This window comes from Micromonospora sp. DT231 (genome assembly GCF_049847025.1).
GTDB lineage: Bacteria > Actinomycetota > Actinomycetes > Mycobacteriales > Micromonosporaceae > Micromonospora.
The window spans coordinates 223,069-240,796 of record NZ_JBNCNO010000009.1 but is presented as its reverse complement, the minus strand read 5'-3'; the positions used below and the strand labels follow the sequence as shown (position 1 = coordinate 240,796).

The 17,728-nt window shown below is 71.6% G+C and carries 16 protein-coding genes; 8 read left to right on the top strand and 8 right to left on the bottom strand.

Annotation, left to right across the window (positions count from 1 at the left end; translation table 11 throughout):
• The first annotated feature begins 5 nt into the window (after positions 1-5).
• The gene (locus ACPXBU_RS23315; protein ID WP_425759652.1) at positions 6-566 is read left to right on the top strand and encodes a CGNR zinc finger domain-containing protein; all 561 of its coding nucleotides are present in this window, start codon (positions 6-8) and stop codon (positions 564-566) included.
• Here the strand turns inward: ACPXBU_RS23315 and ACPXBU_RS23310 are convergent.
• The 3 genes from ACPXBU_RS23310 to ACPXBU_RS23300 all read right to left on the bottom strand — a co-directional run bounded on the left by ACPXBU_RS23310 (position 533) and on the right by ACPXBU_RS23300 (position 2,277).
• A complete protein-coding gene (locus ACPXBU_RS23310; protein ID WP_425759651.1) occupies positions 533-1,117 on the bottom strand; it encodes a GNAT family N-acetyltransferase in 585 nt (194 codons plus the stop codon). The two genes, ACPXBU_RS23315 and ACPXBU_RS23310, sit on opposite strands and share 34 nt — an antisense overlap.
• 174 nt (positions 1,118-1,291) lie before the next feature.
• Positions 1,292-1,474, bottom strand: a complete 183-nt coding sequence (locus tag ACPXBU_RS23305; protein ID WP_112674237.1) for a DUF397 domain-containing protein — start codon at positions 1,472-1,474, stop codon at positions 1,292-1,294.
• On the bottom strand, positions 1,465-2,277 hold the full coding sequence (locus ACPXBU_RS23300; RefSeq protein ID WP_425759650.1) for a helix-turn-helix domain-containing protein: 813 nt from the start codon (positions 2,275-2,277) through the stop codon (positions 1,465-1,467). The genes ACPXBU_RS23305 and ACPXBU_RS23300 overlap by 10 nt, the downstream gene beginning before the upstream one ends.
• A gap of 510 nt (positions 2,278-2,787) precedes the next feature.
• Between ACPXBU_RS23300 and ACPXBU_RS23295 the strand changes: the two genes are divergently transcribed.
• A complete protein-coding gene (locus ACPXBU_RS23295) occupies positions 2,788-3,078 on the top strand; it encodes a hypothetical protein (protein ID WP_425759649.1) in 291 nt (96 codons plus the stop codon).
• 75 nt (positions 3,079-3,153) lie between these two features.
• Here ACPXBU_RS23295 and ACPXBU_RS23290 read toward each other — a convergent pair whose 3' ends face one another.
• From ACPXBU_RS23290 to ACPXBU_RS23270, 5 genes are all read right to left on the bottom strand, one after another.
• Positions 3,154-4,563 (bottom strand): class II fumarate hydratase, encoded by a 1,410-nt coding sequence (locus ACPXBU_RS23290; RefSeq protein ID WP_425759648.1) that lies wholly within the window; start codon positions 4,561-4,563, stop codon positions 3,154-3,156.
• A gap of 35 nt (positions 4,564-4,598) precedes the next feature.
• Positions 4,599-7,577: a BTAD domain-containing putative transcriptional regulator gene (locus ACPXBU_RS23285; RefSeq protein WP_425759647.1), complete on the bottom strand. Its 2,979-nt coding sequence runs from the start codon at positions 7,575-7,577 to the stop codon at positions 4,599-4,601.
• A gap of 264 nt (positions 7,578-7,841) precedes the next feature.
• On the bottom strand, positions 7,842-9,509 hold the full coding sequence (locus ACPXBU_RS23280; RefSeq protein WP_425759646.1) for a fumarate hydratase: 1,668 nt from the start codon (positions 9,507-9,509) through the stop codon (positions 7,842-7,844).
• A 114-nt stretch (positions 9,510-9,623) separates the two neighbouring features.
• Positions 9,624-11,033: a PQQ-binding-like beta-propeller repeat protein gene (locus ACPXBU_RS23275; RefSeq protein ID WP_425759701.1), complete on the bottom strand. Its 1,410-nt coding sequence runs from the start codon at positions 11,031-11,033 to the stop codon at positions 9,624-9,626.
• A gap of 105 nt (positions 11,034-11,138) precedes the next feature.
• Positions 11,139-11,633, bottom strand: coding sequence for an Lrp/AsnC family transcriptional regulator (locus ACPXBU_RS23270; protein ID WP_393369563.1), 495 nt, complete (start codon positions 11,631-11,633; stop codon positions 11,139-11,141).
• A 130-nt stretch (positions 11,634-11,763) separates the two neighbouring features.
• On the opposite strand from ACPXBU_RS23270, the gene hppD reads away from it, so the two are divergent.
• The 6 genes from hppD to ACPXBU_RS23240 all read left to right on the top strand — a co-directional run bounded on the left by hppD (position 11,764) and on the right by ACPXBU_RS23240 (position 17,709).
• On the top strand, positions 11,764-12,969 hold the full coding sequence (hppD, locus tag ACPXBU_RS23265; protein WP_425759645.1) for a 4-hydroxyphenylpyruvate dioxygenase: 1,206 nt from the start codon (positions 11,764-11,766) through the stop codon (positions 12,967-12,969).
• Between the two features lie 11 nt (positions 12,970-12,980).
• Complete coding sequence (locus tag ACPXBU_RS23260) at positions 12,981-13,688, top strand: RDD family protein (RefSeq protein ID WP_425759644.1); 708 nt, start codon at positions 12,981-12,983, stop codon at positions 13,686-13,688.
• Between the two features lie 197 nt (positions 13,689-13,885).
• On the top strand, positions 13,886-14,890 hold the full coding sequence (locus tag ACPXBU_RS23255) for an RDD family protein (protein ID WP_425759643.1): 1,005 nt from the start codon (positions 13,886-13,888) through the stop codon (positions 14,888-14,890).
• Positions 14,887-15,990, top strand: coding sequence for a histidinol-phosphate transaminase (hisC, locus tag ACPXBU_RS23250; protein ID WP_425759642.1), 1,104 nt, complete (start codon positions 14,887-14,889; stop codon positions 15,988-15,990). The genes ACPXBU_RS23255 and hisC overlap by 4 nt, the downstream gene beginning before the upstream one ends.
• A 119-nt stretch (positions 15,991-16,109) precedes the next feature.
• Entirely contained in the window at positions 16,110-16,664 is a 555-nt protein-coding gene (locus tag ACPXBU_RS23245; RefSeq protein ID WP_425759641.1) for a hypothetical protein, read from the top strand.
• A gap of 160 nt (positions 16,665-16,824) precedes the next feature.
• Complete coding sequence (locus ACPXBU_RS23240; protein WP_425759640.1) at positions 16,825-17,709, top strand: hypothetical protein; 885 nt, start codon at positions 16,825-16,827, stop codon at positions 17,707-17,709.
• Positions 17,710-17,728 lie beyond the last annotated feature (19 nt).

The following is a 17,728-nucleotide window of genomic DNA, read 5'->3' as shown; positions in this document are numbered from 1 at the left end:
AAGCTATGACAGGAGTCAAGGTGCTATTTGCTCATGACACCGAATGTTCCCTGATCGCCGCCGCCGCGCTGGTCAACACCGCGGGCCGGGACGGCGAGTTGCTGCCCGACATTGCCGCGCTGGACGCCTTCTTCGTCCGCTACTCCTACAGCGGGCGGCACGAGCACACCGACGCGGAGCTGCGCGGCGTCCAGCAGTTGCGGCCCCGGCTGCGCCGCATCTGGTCCGCCGAACCGCCCGAGATCGTCGCCATCGTCAACGGCCTACTACTGGAACACAAGGCGCTGCCGCAGCTCATCGAGCACGACGACGAGCCGTACCACCTGCACGCCACGCCCCGCGACGCGCCGCTGGCCACCCGGATAGCGGTGGAGGCGGCGATGGCGATCGCCGACCTGGTCCGGATGGGCGAGCTGAGCCGACTGCGGATCTGCGAGTACCCGGACTGCGACAACGTGGTCGTTGACCTGTCTCGCAACCGGTCGCGGCGGTTCTGCGAGGCCGGCTGCGGCAACCGCGCCGCGGTGACCGCCTACCGCGCCCGACGCGCCGCCGGCCGCTCCTGAGCGGTGGCCGCCCACTCCTCGGCCCGCAACTCGTACTCCACCTCGCCCTGCTCGGTCCCCGGAATCGGATCGTCCCACCGGAGGTGGAAGGTCCGCACATAGCGCAGACCCGCCTTGGCCATCACCCGCCGCGAGCGTTCGTTGACAGCCATCGTCTCGGCCCAGACCCGACGCACCCCGACGGTGTCGAAGGCGTACCGGACCAACGCCCGCGAACCCTCCGTGGCCAGCCCCCGCCCCCACGTCGAGCGCCGCAGCCGGTAGCCCAACTCGGCCTCGGTGCCGTCCGCCGACGGGTCGAGCGCGAACCAGCCCAGGAACTCGCCCGACTTCCGATCGTGCGCCGCCCACCGCCCCAGCCCGGGATGCCGCTCGTACTGACCGAGGAGCCTCGGCAACTGCTCGTCGCGGACCGTGGCCGGCGGCGTGGCGACACCACCGCTGAGGAACCGCATCACCTCGGGATCACCGTCCAACTCGACAAGCAGGTCGACGTCCGCCATGGTCAACCGCCGAAACCGCAACCGCTCGGTGCAGGGCAGGTCCCTCATAACGGGATCATCCCGCCACCACACACCACCGTCGAGCCGTTTACCCGCGCCGCCGTATCCAAGATCCGCACAACATCGGGGAAGTTGCTGCCTCAGACCGTGACGAGGCAGCAACATCGCCGAAGTTGCTGCCAAAGAAACCCCGCGACCACCGTCGCGGGCGAGGCGGTCGCGTCAGCGCGGGGGCGCGACCACGAAGAGCCGCCAGGAGTACGCGTCGACAACCAACACGGGCCCGTCCGAGTCCTTACTGTCTCGCACCCCGACCACGTCCCCAAGATTCGTCGCCACCTCGACGCAAAAGTTGTCCTGGTTGCTGCGACTACTCTTGCGCCAGCGAGCGTCGGTCAACTCCACGACTCGGCCACCTCGTTCATCAACTCGATGGACGCCTGCGGGGGCAGGGCCTCACCCAAGGTAGCCTCCCAGACCCGCTGCAACCGCAACAGATCCTGCGGCTGGTCCAGCTCCTGGCCGCGGACCTGGCACTCCAGATAGGCCAGTTCCGTGCCGTCGGGCAGGGCAGCGAGCGCGAACGGCCCACCGAGCCCCGGGTACTCGTCGGCGGATCGCGGCACTACGTGCAACCGGACCCGGGGGTGCCCGTTGGCGATGCCCACCAGGTGCAGCGTCTGGTCGCGCATCACCTTCCGCCCGCCCACCCGTCGCCGCAGCACGGCCTCGTCCAGCACCGCCACGATCTGCGGCGCACGCTCGCTGTGCAGCACGTCCTGACGCTCCATCCGGGCGGCCAGTCGCCGGTCGACCTCGTCGCGAGCGAGCAGGCCGCCCGCCTCGAAGACCGCTCGCGCATAGGTCTCCGTTTGAAAGAGCCCCGGCACGTAGCAGTGCTCATACAACCGGACCGCGCGCGCCTGCTCGAAGATCGCCTGCCAGCCACGTAGCCAGGGCTGTGCCCGGTCCAGGCTGACCAGTTCGGTGGACATCCGGCCGAAGAGGCCGCCGGTGTCCAGGGCGCGGTCGACGAGTTCCAGGTACTTGGCGGTCGGCGCCTGCTGGCCCAGCTCTACGGCGCTGACCATCGACGCCGAGTAGTTCACCGCCTTGGCCAACTCGTCCTGACTCCAACCCCGCCGAGCCCGTGCCCGGCGCAGCTCCGCGATCAGGAACGCCGCCGCCGTCATCTGTCCATCGGCCATGCCGTACCCGCCCTCCACCCCGCCGACGATCATCTCCAGCCGGCCGCCAGCGGCGGTGCCACCCGAAACAGGGCGACTATGACGACGCGGCCAAACCCTTCCGACCGTAGTCGCCTGATCACCAGACTGTGAAGCGCGGCACCGCTCCCCGTCCCCCGGGATCTGCCGGCGCCGCACGGGACCGCCCGCTCCCCCGTGCCGGGCGGTCCCACCTCCCATATCCCCATCACGCCGGTCACCCCGACTGGCCGCGCAAGATCGTGCTCGATCGTGGAAACAGTGGGGTCCCGGCGTGCGGAAGCCACTACATCCTGGTTCGAGCACGATCTTGGCCCGGCCCGGGACGCGCAGCCCGGCCCGGACGCGCAGCCGGCCCGGACGCACGGCCCGGCCCGGACGCACGGCCCGGCCCGGACGCGCAGCCCGACCCGGACGCGCAGCCCGGCCCGGGACGCGCGGGGAGCGCGGCGTGATGCCACAAACGATTCAGGTCGAAAGGAAGGCCGTCGCATGTCCCGGACCACCCCGACCGACCGTGCCACGACTCCACCTCGAAAGCACCTGGCCCTGCGCCCGCTGTGGCTCTGCCGGGTCTGCGCCGCACCGTGGCCGTGCCCGGTCGCCCGACTCACCCTGCGCCGGGAGTACGCGCACGACCGGATCGGGTTGAGCGTCTACCTGTGCGCGGTCCTGCACGAGGCGGCTGCCGACCTGTACCGCCTGAACCCGCACGACGGCCCGGACCCCGCCGCACTCTTCACCCGCTTCCTCGGCTGGGCGAGACCACGGCACACGCCCTGAGCGGGACAGACCACGACACACGCCCTGAGCGGGACAGACCGCGGCCGGGCGGCGGCCGGGCAGCGCTCAGCGGGGTCAGGGGTGGGTCATCCGGAGCAGGTCGAGCGTCTCGTCGAGCTGGGTCTCGGTGAGCTTGCCGGAGTCGACGTGGCCCCGGGAGATCACCACCTCGCGGATGGAGATCTGCTTGGCCAGCGCCTCCTTGGCGATCGAGGCGGCCTCGTCGTACCCCAGGTAGCGGTTGAGTGGGGTGACGATCGACGGTGAGCCTTCGGCGTACGCCAGGCAGACCTCGGCGTCCGCGACCAGGCCGGCCACCAGCCGGTCGGCGAACAGCCGGCTCACCGCGGAGAGCAGCCGAATCGACTCCAGCAGGTTGCGACCCATCACGGGGAGCATCACGTTCAGCTCGAAGTCGCCCTGGGAGCCGGCGAAGCCGACTGTCGCGTCGTTGCCGATCACCTGTGCGCAGACCTGCCGCATCGCCTCGGCGACCACCGGGTTGACCTTGCCGGGCATGATCGACGAGCCGGGCTGAAGGTCGGGGATACGCAGTTCGCGGAGGCCGGCACGCGGACCGGAACCCATCCACCGGATGTCGTTAGCGATCTTGTAGAGGCCGACCGCCACGGTACGTAGCTGCCCCGACGTCTCCACGAGCGCGTCCCGGGCACCCTGCGCCTCGAAGTGGTTGCGCGCCTCGGACAGCGGCAGCCCGGTCGACTCGCGGAGCTTGCCGATCACGGCAGCGGCGAAGCCGAGTGGGGTGTTGATCCCGGTGCCGACGGCGGTGCCGCCGAGTGGCAGCTCGGCCAGCCGGGGCAACGCGCCTTCCAGCCGGTCCATGCCGTAGCGGACCTGGGCGGCGTACCCACCGAACTCCTGGCCCAGGGTGACCGGGGTGGCGTCCATCAGGTGGGTGCGTCCGGCCTTGACGACCGTCTCGAACTCCGCCGCCTTGGCCTCCAACGCCGCTGCCAGGTGGCCCAGCGACGGCAGCAGGTCCTCCACGATGAACTGGGTGGCGGCCAGGTGGATCGAGGACGGGAAGACGTCGTTGCTGGACTGGGAGGCGTTGACGTGATCGTTCGGGTGCACAGGTGAGCCCAGCTCCCGGCCGGCCAGGGTGGCGATCACCTCGTTGGCGTTCATGTTCGACGAGGTGCCCGAACCGGTCTGGAACACGTCCACCGGGAACTGGTCGTCGTAGCCGCCGTCGGCCACGTGCGCGGCGGCTGCGGCGATGGCGGCTGCCACGTTGGCCTCGATCACGCCCAACTCGCCGTTGACCTCGGCCGCCGCGCCCTTGATCTGGGCCAGGGCCTTGATCTGGGCCGGTTCGATGCCCCGGCCGGAGATCGGGAAATTCTGCACCGCCCGCTGGGTCTGTGCCCGCCACAGCGCCTCGGCGGGCACCTCCACCTCGCCCATCGAGTCGCGTTCGATCCGGTAACCGGTCGCCTCTGGAGTCGTCACACGTACCATCCTGCCGCGCCCGTGGCCGACTCGCAGATGATCCGTCAGCCCAACTCGGCGAGCAGCCGTTCCACCTCGTGCTGGTCCGGCGACTCGATCTGGCGGAACAGGAACAGCGCCCGGGTCAAGTGCGCTCGCGCCGCCGCCGGGTCGCTCGCAAGCAGGCAGCGGGCGATGCCTGTCAGCGCCCGGCCCTGCTCGTTTCGGGCTCCCAGCCCTGTGGCGTCGGCGAGCACCCGGCGATGCAGGTCGAGGGCGCTTGTCACGTCCCCCTGGTCCAGGATGGCTCGGGCCAGCAGGTTGCGCGAGCCGCACTGGGCGACGCGGTCCCCCACCTCGGTCATCGCGACAAGTGCCGCGCGGTGCAGGTCGGCGGCCTGCTCCGGGCGCCCAGCCTCCCGTTCCATCATCCCGATCTCGTTCAACACCTCACCCTCACCGAACCGGGTGCCCATCTGCCGCTTGAAACGCAGAGCCACGTGCAGCAACCGGCTGGCCGGCCCCACGTCACCCATCCGATGCCGGATCATCCCGAGATGCCCGAGGGCGTTGCCGAGTCGGCGCGGGCCGCCGATCTCGCGTGCGATGCCCAGGTGCCGTCGGGCAAGGAGCAGCGCCTCGTCGAGCCGTCCCCACAGCAGCAGGGTCATCGACAGGTTGTTGAGTTCGTTGGTCAGCGCCTCCTTGTCGCGCATCCGCGTCGCCAACGCGCGGGCCTCGTCGAAGCACTCCCGGGCGCGGCGAAACTCGAAGTTGGCGGCGTACGAGCTGCCCAGGTTGCCGAGCGAGTTGCGGAACCCGCTGCGCAGACCCAGCTCGCGGAAGATCCCGAGTGACCTCTCCATGACCCGGATCGACTCCGGAAAATCACCCAGCCGGTAGTGGGCCGAGGCCAGATAGTTGAGCACCGTCGCCACTGCCCGGTCGTCGCCCAACGCCTCGGCGGCGCGCAGGCCGATGGTGTGTGTCTCGATCAGCTCATCCAGCCGACCGCCCTCGAACTGGGCGAACCAGCACGCCCTCGCCAACTGCCAGCAGTAGCGGGGGAATGCCTCGGTCTCCGCCAACCGGACCAGGGCGGTCCACACCGCCAGGTTCTCGTCGAGCCAGGCCTGGCCCTGCTCGGCGACGAGCGCGACCAGGTCGGGGCGGAGCGGTTCCGCCACCACGATCAGCGAGTGGAGCGAGGAGAGCTCCTTCTTGCGGGCGATCGCCGTGGCGACGTGCAGGTGGTGGTCGAGCAGACGTTCGATGCCGTCCCGCCGCTCGGCTTCTCGACCCGGCTCGGACACCAGGGTCCGCGCGTACTCCCGGACCAGGTCGTGCAACCGGTACCGGCCCGGCTCGGCCTCCTCCACCAGGTTCGCGTCGACCAACTCGTCGAGCAGGTCCTGGGCGTCGGGTAGGGGCAGTTCGGCGAGGACGGCGGCGACCGAGTTGTCGAACCGTACCCCCGGGTGCAGGCCGAGCAGCCGGAACGCACGCTGCGCCGTCGGCGACACCTGGGCGTACGACAGGGCGAAGGCCCGCGCGACGGACCTGTCGCCCGCTTCGAACTCGGCCAACGGGTCGGGTCGGCTCATCAGCCGCTCGGCCAGGTCGGCGATGCGCCAACGGGGCCGGTGCGCCAGTCGGGCGCCGGCCAGCCGGATGGCGAGTGGCAGGTGGCCGCAACGGCGGACGACCTCGGTCGCCGCCTCCGGTTCGGCCGCCACCCGGTCGACGCCGACCACGTGCCCGAGCAGTTCGATCGCCTCGTCCGTGTCGAGTACGGGCAGTGAGGACGGCCGTCCCTCGTCCACCCCGACCAACCGGCGACGGCTGGTGATCAGGACCAGGCAGTGCGAACCGTTTGGCAGCAGGGGTGTCACCTGGTCGGCGGTGGCCGCGTTGTCGAGCACCAGCAGGGCGCGTCGTCCGGCCAGCTCGGTGCGCCAGAGCGCCAACCGGTCGTCCTGGTTCGTCGGCACCCGCTCGGCCGGCAGACCGAGCTGCCGCAGCAGTGTGGCCACCGCCGCGGCGGGTGTCAGGGGGGTGCGCTCGCTGTGCCCGTGCAGGTCGATGTAGAGCTGGGCGTCCGGGTAGTCGTTGGCGAGGGCGGTGGCGACGTGCACCGCGAGGGTGGTCTTACCGCTGCCGGCCATTCCGTCGATGAGTTGGATGCGCGCGCCGGCCTCCACGTCCTTGATCAGGCGGGCCAGCGTCTGCTGCCGACCTGTGAAGTCGCCGATCGCCCGGGGCAGTGAGCGGACCGGCTGGATCGGCGACGACGCTCGACCGGCCAGGACCAGATCGCCGGCGAGTACGCGTTGGTGCAGCTTCTGGAGCTCGGCGCCCGGTTCGATGCCCAGTTCCTCGGCGTAGGACCGCCGACCCTCCCGGTAGACCCCGAGCGCGTCGGCCTGTCGACCGACCGAGGAGAGGGCGAGCATCAGTTGGCCGCGCAGTCGCTCCCGCAGCGGATGCTGGTCGACGCTCTCGGTGAGTTCGTCGATCAACTCGGCGCCTCGGCCGAGACGCAGCTCGACGTCGACGCACTCCTCCAACGCGGTCAGGCGCTGCTCGTCGAGGGCCTGCGCGCGGCGGCGGACGCTGCGGCTCGGGATGCCGCCGAGGGCCGGCCCGCGCCAGAGCGCCAGGGCGGCGCGGTATTCCGTCCGCGCGTCGTCCAGCCAACCGGCCTCGGCGGCGGCACGGGCCGCCTCCACCCCCCTGGCGAAGACCTCGACGTCCAGGTCGTCCGGCCCGGTACGGACGCCGTACCCCGCCGGATCGGTGACGATGGCCTCCGGTGTCAGCCCCAGTTCGGCGAACCGGCGTCGCAGTCGCGACACACAGGTCTGTAGCTGAGCCCGGGCGGTCGCCGGGGGGCGTTCCTCCCACACCGCGTCGACAAGCTCTTCCACGGGCACGAGCCGGCCGGCCCGTAACAGCAGCGTGGCGAGCACGATCCGGTCTCGACCAGCGGTGACGGTGGCCTCGCCACCGCCGACCCGCAGAGGCCCCAGGATCCCGAACCGCATCTGCTCCCCCGCATCACTGGCCCGACTTTCAGCAGCGTAGTCCGGCGGTGACAGATCGGCTCAGTCAGGCGATAGCGATGTGAGAGCGGATCGGCAGCGGTCCATCGGACACTCACTCCGGGTTGTCGGTGACGGCATCCGACGGGGGCGGTGCGCACGTCCCATCACCCCCACCGGGGGCGGGCGCACCGATGTCGGTTCAGCACGGGCGACAGAAGGGGCGTCGAGCGGATTCGCTCGACGCCCCTTGCCGTGCCGGTCGGGTCAGCGGCGGCCGACGGTGAGCACCGGCTTGGTGACCTCGGCGAAGAAGTCGTTGCCCTTGTCGTCGACCACGATGAAGGCGGGGAAGTCCTCCACCTCGATCTTCCAGACCGCCTCCATGCCCAGCTCCGCGTATTCGAGCACCTCGACGTGCTTGATGCAGTCCTGGGCGAGGCGGGCGGCGGGGCCGCCGATGGAGCCGAGGTAGAAACCGCCGTGCCGCTGGCAGGAACGGGTCACCTGGCCGGACCGGTTGCCCTTGGCGAGCATCACCTGGGAGCCGCCGGCGGCCTGGAACTGCTCCACGTAGGCGTCCATCCGGCCGGCCGTGGTCGGGCCGAAGGAGCCGGAGGCGTAGCCCTCGGGGGTCTTCGCCGGGCCGGCGTAGTAGACCGCGTGGTCGCGCAGGTACTGCGGCATCGGCTCACCGGCGTCCAGCCGCTCGGCGATCTTCGCGTGCGCGATGTCCCGGGCCACCACGAGCGGGCCGGACAGTGACAGCCGGGTCTTCACCGGGTATTTCGACAGCTCGGCGCGGATCTCGTCCATCGGCCGGTTCAGGTCGACCCGGACGACCATCTCGGCGTCGAGCGCGTCGTCGGTGACGTCGGGCAGGAACCGCGCCGGGTCGGTTTCCAGTCGCTCCAGCCACACACCCGACGGGGTGATCTTGGCGACCGCCTGCCGGTCCGCCGAACAGGAGACGGCGATCGCCACCGGGCAGGACGCGCCGTGCCGGGGCAGCCGGACCACCCGGACGTCGTGGCAGAAGTACCGGCCGCCGAACTGGGCCCCGATGCCGAAGTTGCGGGTCAGCTCCAGCACCTCCGCCTCCAGCTCCAGGTCGCGGAAGCCGTGCGCGCTCATCGAGCCGGAGGTGGGCAGCGCGTCGAGATACTTCGCGCTGGCGTACTTCGCGGTCTTCAGGGCGTACTCGGCGGAGGTGCCGCCGATGACGATGGCCAGGTGGTACGGCGGGCAGGCGGCGGTGCCGATCAGCCGCAGCTTCTCCTCCAGGAACTGCATCATCCGCGTCGGGTTGAGCAGCGCCTTGGTCTCCTGGTAGAGGTACGACTTGTTGGCCGAGCCACCGCCCTTGGCCATGAACAGGAACTTGTACGCGTCGGGGTGCCCGTCCGGGTCCTCGGCGTACAGCTCGACCTGGGCCGGCAGGTTGCTGCCGGTGTTCCGCTCGTCCCACATGGTCAGCGGGGCGAGTTGGGAGTAGCGCAGGTTGAGCTTGGTGTAGGCCTGGTAGACGCCCCGGGAGATGGCCTCGGCGTCCGCGCCGTCGGTGAGCACGTGCCGGCCACGCTTGCCCATCACGATCGCGGTGCCGGTGTCCTGGCACATCGGCAGCACCCCGCCGGCGGCGATGTTGGCGTTGCGCAGCAGGTCCAGCGCGACGAACCGATCGTTCGGCGAGGCCGCCGGGTCGTCGATGATCGCCCGGAGCTGGGCCAGGTGCGCGGGGCGGAGGAAGTGCGCGATGTCGTGCATCGCCTCGGCGGTCAGCGCGGTGAGCGCGGCCGGCTCCACGGTGAGGAACCGACGGCCTCCCGGGCCGTGTACGACGTCGACGCCCTCGTCCGTGACCAGGCGATAGTCCGTCTGGTCGGGGCCGGTCGGCAGCAGGGGGGCGTACGAGAATGCGGCGGCACTGCTCATGAGCGGCAAGCCTAGGGCAGACCGGTCGATCACTCCCACCCGCCGGGCGGGTCCTGGGACGCCGCTCTCATCCCGCGGGCCCGCCGCCCGCTCATCCAGCGGGTGACCAGGCCCTCAGCCGTCCTTGCCGCCGTCCGGGTCGGGGCAGAGTTCGCCCTTCGGCCCGCAGTCGCCGTTGGTCGGCCCGCCGGGGCCGGTGCCGCCCGGCGCGGGGTTCCCACCGTCGCCGGGCGGGCGGGCCGGTGAGCCCCCGGCAGCGCCGAAGCGGACGTAGCCGATCTCGCGTCCCTCGCCGATGATCATGCCTTGCGACCCGACGGCGAGGGCGTTGGCCGAGGTGCGCAGCATGGCCAACTCCCGCCCGTTGCGCGGGTCCACAGCGACCAACCGGGACGGCTTCTCGTCGGTGACCACCGCCGCGTACGGGGTCAGCGCGGCACCGGCCTTGCCGGTGGCGGGCCGGCTCCACAGCACCCGGTCGGTGCCGAGCTGACGGGCGACCACCGAACGTTTGTCGGCGGCGCGGAACACCGCGTAGCGGTCGTCGACAGCGATCAGCTTGGTGCCCGCCTCGCCGACCCAGAGCAGCCGGCCGTCGTACCCGTCGACGACCGCCTCGCGGCCGTCCGGGCCGACACCGATCAGCACGTTCCGCGCGCCCTGCGGATCTTCGCGCTGCACGCAGCCGGCGCTGTCGGCGGTCCGCAGGTTGACCCCGGCACGCTGCCAGGCCTCCTGACCGGTCGCCGGGTCCCGGGCGGAGATGGCGAAGTAGCAGGTGCCGTCCTGGGATCGGGCGGCGATCCGCAGCATCCGGCCGCCCACCACGGACAGCCGCTCGTCCCGCCCGGGTTCGACGTTCTGCAACACGCGACCGGTGGCGGTGTCGACGACGTGCACCCGACCGTCCACCGGGAAGCCGAGCAGCGGTGGCGCTGGTTCCGCCCCGGCCACCCCGTCGTCGATGCGGGTGGCGGTGAGCCGACGGGTGCCGCGCAGGCCGGGGTTGTCGGCGAGCAGGCCGCTGTGCACCCCGGGCAGGAACGCCGTCCAGAGTGGCGTGGTGCCGCGTGGGTCCCAGGCGCTCAGGGTGCAGTCGGTCGCGTCCGTGCAGCGGGCGTCGAGGAGCAGGTTGCGGTACGTCCAGACGGCCACCGCGTCGGCGTCGCGTCGCCGGGTCGCCCCGGTGGCCGGGTCGAGCAGCTCGTACCCCTTGACCAGGAGCTTGCCGACGGCGACGACCGCGTCCCGGTCACCGCCCGCGACCGCCGACCAGTCCGCCTTGCGCTCCCAGAGCTGGGCGCCGGTGGCCAGGCTGCGGGCTTCCACCCGGGTACGCTGCTCGACCACGACGGCGTCGCCGGCGATCGTCACGCTGCGCGGGGTGCCGCCGATCCGTTGCTGCCAGACCACGTCCGGCTCGGAGATGGGTTCGCTGCGGTCCACCCAGTCCCACAGACCGGGGAAGGGGTTCCACACGCCGGTCGCGGCGAGCGCGACGACCACGGCGAGGCCGAGCAGCAGCCCACCGCGCACGCTCCCCTTCGCCACCCGCACACCGTAGCCACGATCACGGAACTTCCGTACGCCCGCGCCGCCGTGTCGCCGCGCTTTCTGCGCGCGAAGGTGTTACGAGGACCCCCGCACGGAGCTGCGTACCAGCGGCAGCGTGCGGTACGGGATCTGCTCGGCCAGCGCGATGATCGTCGAGGCCCGGGTGATGCCGGCCGAGGAGACGATCTGGTCGATGACCCGTTGCAGGTCGGTGTTGGAGCGGGCCACGATCCGGCAGAGCAGGTCGCTGGAGCCGGTGATGGTGTGCGCCTCCAGCACCTCGGGGATGGCGGCGAGGTGGGCGGTGACCGGGTCGTGGCCGTGCCGCTGGCTGATCTCCAGGGTGACGAAGCTGGTCACCCCGAACCCGATCGCGGCCGGTGCGATCTCCGGGCCGAAGCCGCCGACGACACCCCGGTCGACGAGCTTGTCCAGCCGGGCCTGCACGGTGCCCCGGGCCACCCCGAGCCGGCGGGAGCATTCCAGCACCCCGATCCGCGGCTCCTCGGCGAGCAGTTCGATCAAGCGCACGTCGAGCGCGTCGAGCTGTACAGCCTGCTCACCATTCATGGGTCAACACCATACCGAATGCACAACCTGACCAGCATTTACGCCGACAGTTGCCCACTCGATGCCCGTCCCGCGATCCTTCGGACAGGAACCGGCCCACGAGGCCGGCCGGTACGCGAGGGAGACCACCATGACCCAGGCGATCGACCGACCCCAGTCGACCGAGGACGTCGACGTCGACCGGCTCGTCGGCGCTGTCGACCACGACATCAGCCACGACCCGTTCCCGGTCCGGGGCCTCGACCACGTGCACTTCCTGGTCGGCAACGCCAAGCAGGCCGCGCACTACTACTCCACCGCGTTCGGCATGACCTGCGTGGCGTACCGCGGCCCCGAGCAGGGTTACCGGGACCACGCCCAGTACGTGCTCACCAGTGGCTCGGCCCGGTTCGTGCTGACCGGCGCGGTGCGCCCGGACGCCGACGGCGCCGAGCACGTGGCGAAGCACAGCGACGGGATCAGCGACATCGCGCTGGAGGTGCCGGACGTCGACGCCGCGTACGCGCACGCCATCGCGCAGGGCGCCGCCAGCGTCGTGGAGCCGCACGAGGTGACCGACGAGCACGGCACCGTCCGGATGGCCGCCATCGCCGCGTACGGCGACACCCGGCACACCCTCGTCGACAGGTCGCGCTACACCGGCCCGTTCCTGCCCGGCTTCGCCGCTCGCGGCCCGATCGTGGACCGGCAGCCGATGATCGACGCCGGCATCCAGCCGAAGCGCTTCTTCCAGGCCGTCGACCACGTGGTCGGCAACGTGGAGCTGGGCCGGATGGACGAGTGGGTCGAGTTCTACAAGCGGGTGATGGGCTTCTCCAACATGGCGGAGTTCGTCGGCGACGACATCGCCACCGACTACTCGGCGCTGATGAGCAAGGTCGTCGCGAACGGCACCCGCAAGGTGAAGTTCCCGCTCAACGAGCCGGCGATCGCCCGCAAGAAGTCCCAGATCGACGAGTACCTGGAGTTCTACCAGGGCCCCGGCGCGCAGCACATCGCCGTCGCCACCAACGACATCCTGGCCAGCGTCGACGCGATGCGGGCCGCCGGGGTGGAGTTCCTGGACACCCCGGACTCGTACTACGAGGACCCCGAGCTGCGCGCCCGCATCGGCAAGGTGCGGGTGCCGATCGAGGAGCTGAAGGCCCGCAAGATCCTGGTCGACCGGGACGAGGACGGCTACCTGCTCCAGATCTTCACCAAGCCGGTGCAGGACCGCCCGACGGTCTTCTTCGAGCTGATCGAGCGGCACGGCTCGCTGGGCTTCGGCAAGGGCAACTTCAAGGCGCTCTTCCAGGCGATCGAGCGGGAGCAGGAAGCCCGCGGCAACCTGTAACACTTGCGAGCGTGACGCAGCCTCCGTCGTACCCGACGCCGCCGGCCGGTGGGCCTCAGCCCGCCGCCGGCGGCGTCGCGCCGCCGCCCGGACCACACCCCCACGGGTACGCCGTCCCGCCGCAGTACGCCCCGCCCGGGTACGCCCCGCCACCGTGGCCCGCCGGCCCCCCCGGTCCGCTGCCTCCGCCGCTGAGCCCGGCCGGTCAGCCGCTGGCGAGCTTCGCCGACCGGCTGTTGGCCTGGCTGATCGACACGGCGTTGGCCAGCGCCGTGTCGCTCGTGCTGTTCCTGCCGTTCTTCCTCGTCCTCTGGTGGCGGATGTTCACCGAGATCACCCGGACCAACCCGGACGGCTCGCTGGTGGAACCGGACATGGCCACCCTCTTCGTCGAGTTCTTCCTGCCGCTCCTGCTGCTCCAGCTCGGGCTCCTCGTCGTGATGCTCGGGTTCTACTGGCTCTACCACGTGGAATACCTCAAGCGCGACGGTCAGACGGTGGGCAAGAGGGCGCTCAAGCTGCGCGTGGTGCCGATCGACCCGAGCCGCACGCTGGACCGGCGGATGGCCGGCCGCCGCTGGCTCGTGCAGTACCTGGGGGGCTCGTTGGTCCCGGCCGGCACCTACGTCGACGGGTTGTGGCAGGTCTGGGACAAGCCGTGGCAGCAGTGCCTCCACGACAAGTTCGCCGAGACGGTCGTCGTTAAGGTGTCCTCGTGAGCGAGCGCAACGACCGAAACAGCAGGCAGCGAAGCGGAGCGGCGGCGTGAGCGAGCGCAGCGAGCGAACCATCAGGCTCAGAAGCGTGGCGCCTCGCGCCGACGCGCAGCGAAGCGGAGCGGCGGCGTGAGCGAGCGAACCATCAGGCTCAGAAGCGTGGCGCCTCGCGCCGACGCGCAGCGAAGCGGAGCGGCGGCGTGAGCGTTCAACCCGGCTGGTATGTGGACCCGGCCGACACCGACACCCGGCGTTACTGGGACGGCGAGGGTTGGCTCGGCGCGCCCATCCCCGTCGATGCCACCCCGCCGGACGGCCCTCCGCCGGTCGAGCCGCCGCCGGCGCCGGTCACCCCGACCGCGCCCGTCGCGGTGGGCACCTCGGGCCCGGCGACCGTCGTGCCCGGCGGGCCGCCGCAGCAGGGTCCACCACCGGGGTACGGCCCACCACCTGGGTACGGCCCGCAGCCCGGCCCCGGTCCAGGTTGGGGACCGGCCGCCGGCCCGCCTGGTTGGGGTCCGCAGGGCAGTCCGCCGGGCTGGGCGCCTCCGGGCGGCCAACCGGGCTGGGCGCCCCCGCCCGGCCACCCGGGTGTGCCGGTGCGACCGCCCGAGCCACGGCCGCACGGCCTCGTGCTGGCCGGTTACGGCCGCCGGTTCGTTGCCCGGCTGATCGACTTCGGCCTCGTCTTCGCGCTGAACATCGTGGCCAACGGCTGGTTCGTCTGGCGTCTGGCGCAGGAGTGGGCCCCGTACTGGCAGGAGGTCTTCCGGCGGGCGGCGCGGAGCGAGACCTCCACCGAGGACCTGCCGTTGCCCGGCCCGCAGGCCGAATCGCTCCTGCTGGTGATCCTGCTTGTCGCCGCCGCGCTCTGGTTGGCGTACGAGGTGCCGGCCATGGCCGCCAACGGACAGACCGTCGGCAAGCGGCTGATGCGGATCCGGGCGGTGCCGATCGCCGCCGACCAGCCGCTGGGCATGGGTCGGTCGCTGAGCCGGTGGAGCACGTTGGGTCTGCCCACTCTGCTCTGGTACTGCGCCGGGATCGGTCTGGTGCTGCAACTCGTCGACGCCCTCTCCCCGCTCTTCGACCATCCGCTGCGTCAGGCGCTTCACGACAAGCGCGCGCAGACGGTCGTCGTCGAAGTTCCGCACGATCCCACCCCCTCGAACGACCGCAACCAGCCCTCGGGAGACACCCCATGACCGACTCCGGACGTCACCAGCCGGCGCTGCGGCTGACCCGCGCCGACCTGGACGCGCTGCCCAACTACGTGCCGGGGCGCAGTCCCGCCGACCTGGCTCGGGAGTTGGGCCTGCCGGAGGCCATCAAGCTGGCCAGCAACGAGGTGCCGTACGGGCCGCTGCCGGGCGTGGTGGAGGCGGTCACCGAGGCGATCACCACCTCGCACCGCTACCCGGACATGGGCGTGGTCGCGCTGCGTGACGCGCTTGCCGAGCGGTACGGGGTGCACGCCGACCGGATCGCCACCGGCTGCGGGTCGGTGGCGCTCGCCGAGCACCTGGTCCGGGCCACCTGCCTGCCCGGCGACGAGGTGCTCTACTCGTGGCGGTCCTTCGAGGCGTACCCGATCATCGTGGCGACCAGCGGCGCGACGAGCGTGCGGGTGCCCAACGACGCCGGGCACGGGCACGATCTGGCGGCGATGGCCGCGGCGGTGACCGACCGGACCCGGGTGATCTTCGTCTGCAACCCGAACAACCCCACCGGTACGGCGGTGCGCCGGGCCGAGCTGGACCGGTTCCTCGACGCGGTGCCGGACGACGTGCTCGTGGTGATCGACGAGGCGTACCGGGAGTTCGTCACCGACCCGGAGGTGCCGGACGGTCTCGACTACCTGGACCGGCCGAACGTGGCGGTGTTGCGCACCCTGTCCAAGGCGTGGGGTCTGGCTGGCCTGCGGATGGGCTGGCTGGTTGCCCAGCCGGTGGTGGCGGCGGCCATCCGCAAGGTGGCCACCCCGTTCTCCAGCAGCACTGCGGCCCAGGCCGGGGCGCTCGCCGCGCTGGCGCAGGTGACGGAGATGGAGCGCCGCTGCGCCCTGGTCGTCGCCGAGCGGGACCGGGTCACCGAGGCGTTGCGCAAGTTCGTGCCCGAGGTGCCGGCGAGCCAGGCCAACTTCGTCTGGTTGCCGCTGGGCGAGCGGGCGGTGGCGTTCGGCAAGGCGTGTGAGGCGCGTGGCGTGATCGTGCGGCCGTTCGCCGGGGACGGGGTTCGGGTCACCATCGGCACCCCCGCCGAGAACGACGCGTTCCTGGCGGCCGCCGAGTCGGCACTGACCTGACCCGGATCGGGTCATAAGTTCGGTTTGTCCGCTTACGCCTGCTAACTGCCCTATCTTCCGAAGTAGCCGGTTGTATCGAGGAATCACACCGGCTCACTTCGAGAACGGGGTAACAAACAGTGCGTACTGCCAAGATCTGCCTCGCCGGAGCGGCCGCCGCCGCGATGGTGGGCTTCCTCGCCGCACCGGCCGCCGCCGCGCCCACCGACGACACGACCGTCACCTTCGAGGTGGAGGCGGGCACCCTCGACATCGACGCGCCGGCCACCGCCGATCTGGGCAGCGGTGCGCCCGGCAGCGTCATCACCGGCCAACTCGGCACGGTCACGGTCACCGACTCCCGGGGTGCCGCGGACGCCTCCTGGGTGGCCTCGGTGACCGCCACCGTCTTCCAGACCGGCGGCGGCACCCCCGCCGAGACGGTCCTCCCGGGCGAGATCGACTACTGGTCCGGCCCGGCGACGGCGACCACCGGCACCGGCACCTTCACGCCCGGTCAGGTCAACGCCGCGGCCGCCGCGCCGCTGGACAGCGTCACCCCACTCACGGCGTTCACCCACACCGGTGGCACGGGCGGCAACACCGCGGCCTGGAACCCCACCCTGGTCGTCAACGTGCCGCTGGACAGCATCGCGGGCGTCTACACCGGGACGGTGACGCATTCGGTGGCCTAGCCGCCACGGCCGGTCGACCGTCGCGGTCGCACTGGCGCTGCTCTCCCTCGCCGGTCCGGGTCTGTCGACCCGGGCCGGCGCGGCCGAGCCAGACGCCGACGACCGCCTCGGAATCCGGCTGCTGGAGGCACCCACCAATCGCCGCGACGACCCCCGGGCGTTGCGCTACATCGTCGATCACCTGCCGCCGGGCACCACGATCAAACGGCAACTGCTGATCGCCAATCGCACCGACGAGGCCCGCCGCATCGACGTCTACCCGGCGGCGGCGACCGTCGAGGGTTCGGAGTTCAGGTTCGGCGAGGGTCGCGCCACCAACGAGCTGACCTCCTGGGTCACCCTCGACACCTCGGCTGTCGAGGTGAAAGCGTGGGGCGAGGCCCGGGTCCTGGCGACCATCACGGTGCCGCCGCCCGCCTCGCGCGGCGAGCGGTACGGAGTGGTCTGGGCGTCCGCCACCTCCGCGCCCCGGGCCGGCGGGGAGGTCACCCAGATCCACCGGGTCGGCGTCCGGATGTACCTCGACATCGGACCCGGAGGTGAACCGGTCTCCGACTTCTCGATCGGTGAGCTTCGCCCGGCCCGCAGCCCCGAGGGCGAGCCCTCGGTGACCGCCCAGGTCACCAACACCGGCGGCCGTGCCATCGACCTGACCGGCACGGTCACCCTCAGCGACGGACCAGCCGACAGCCGGGCCGGCCCCTTCCAGGTCGGGCAGGGCGTCACGCTACCGCCGGGTGGCTCCGGGCAGGTCATCGCCCGACTGCCGGCCGCGTTGCCGAACGGGCCCTGGAAGATCGAGGTGAACCTGGAGAGCGGTCTGGTGAAGCGCAGCGTCAGCGCGCAGATCCAGTTTCCCGACGCGGGTCAGGTCGGCAAGCGGGGCAGCGTCATCTCCCGGATGACGTCCGGCTGGACCGTGGCGGCGGTCGTCGCGGGCCTCCTGCTCCTCGCTGGCCTCGCGGTGCTGGTCCGCCGCCGGTCCCGCCAGTCGCCTCGACCTCCGACCGGCAGGCCACGGGAGCGAGTCCCGGCCGGACGCTGACACACCGGCTGCCGCGCAG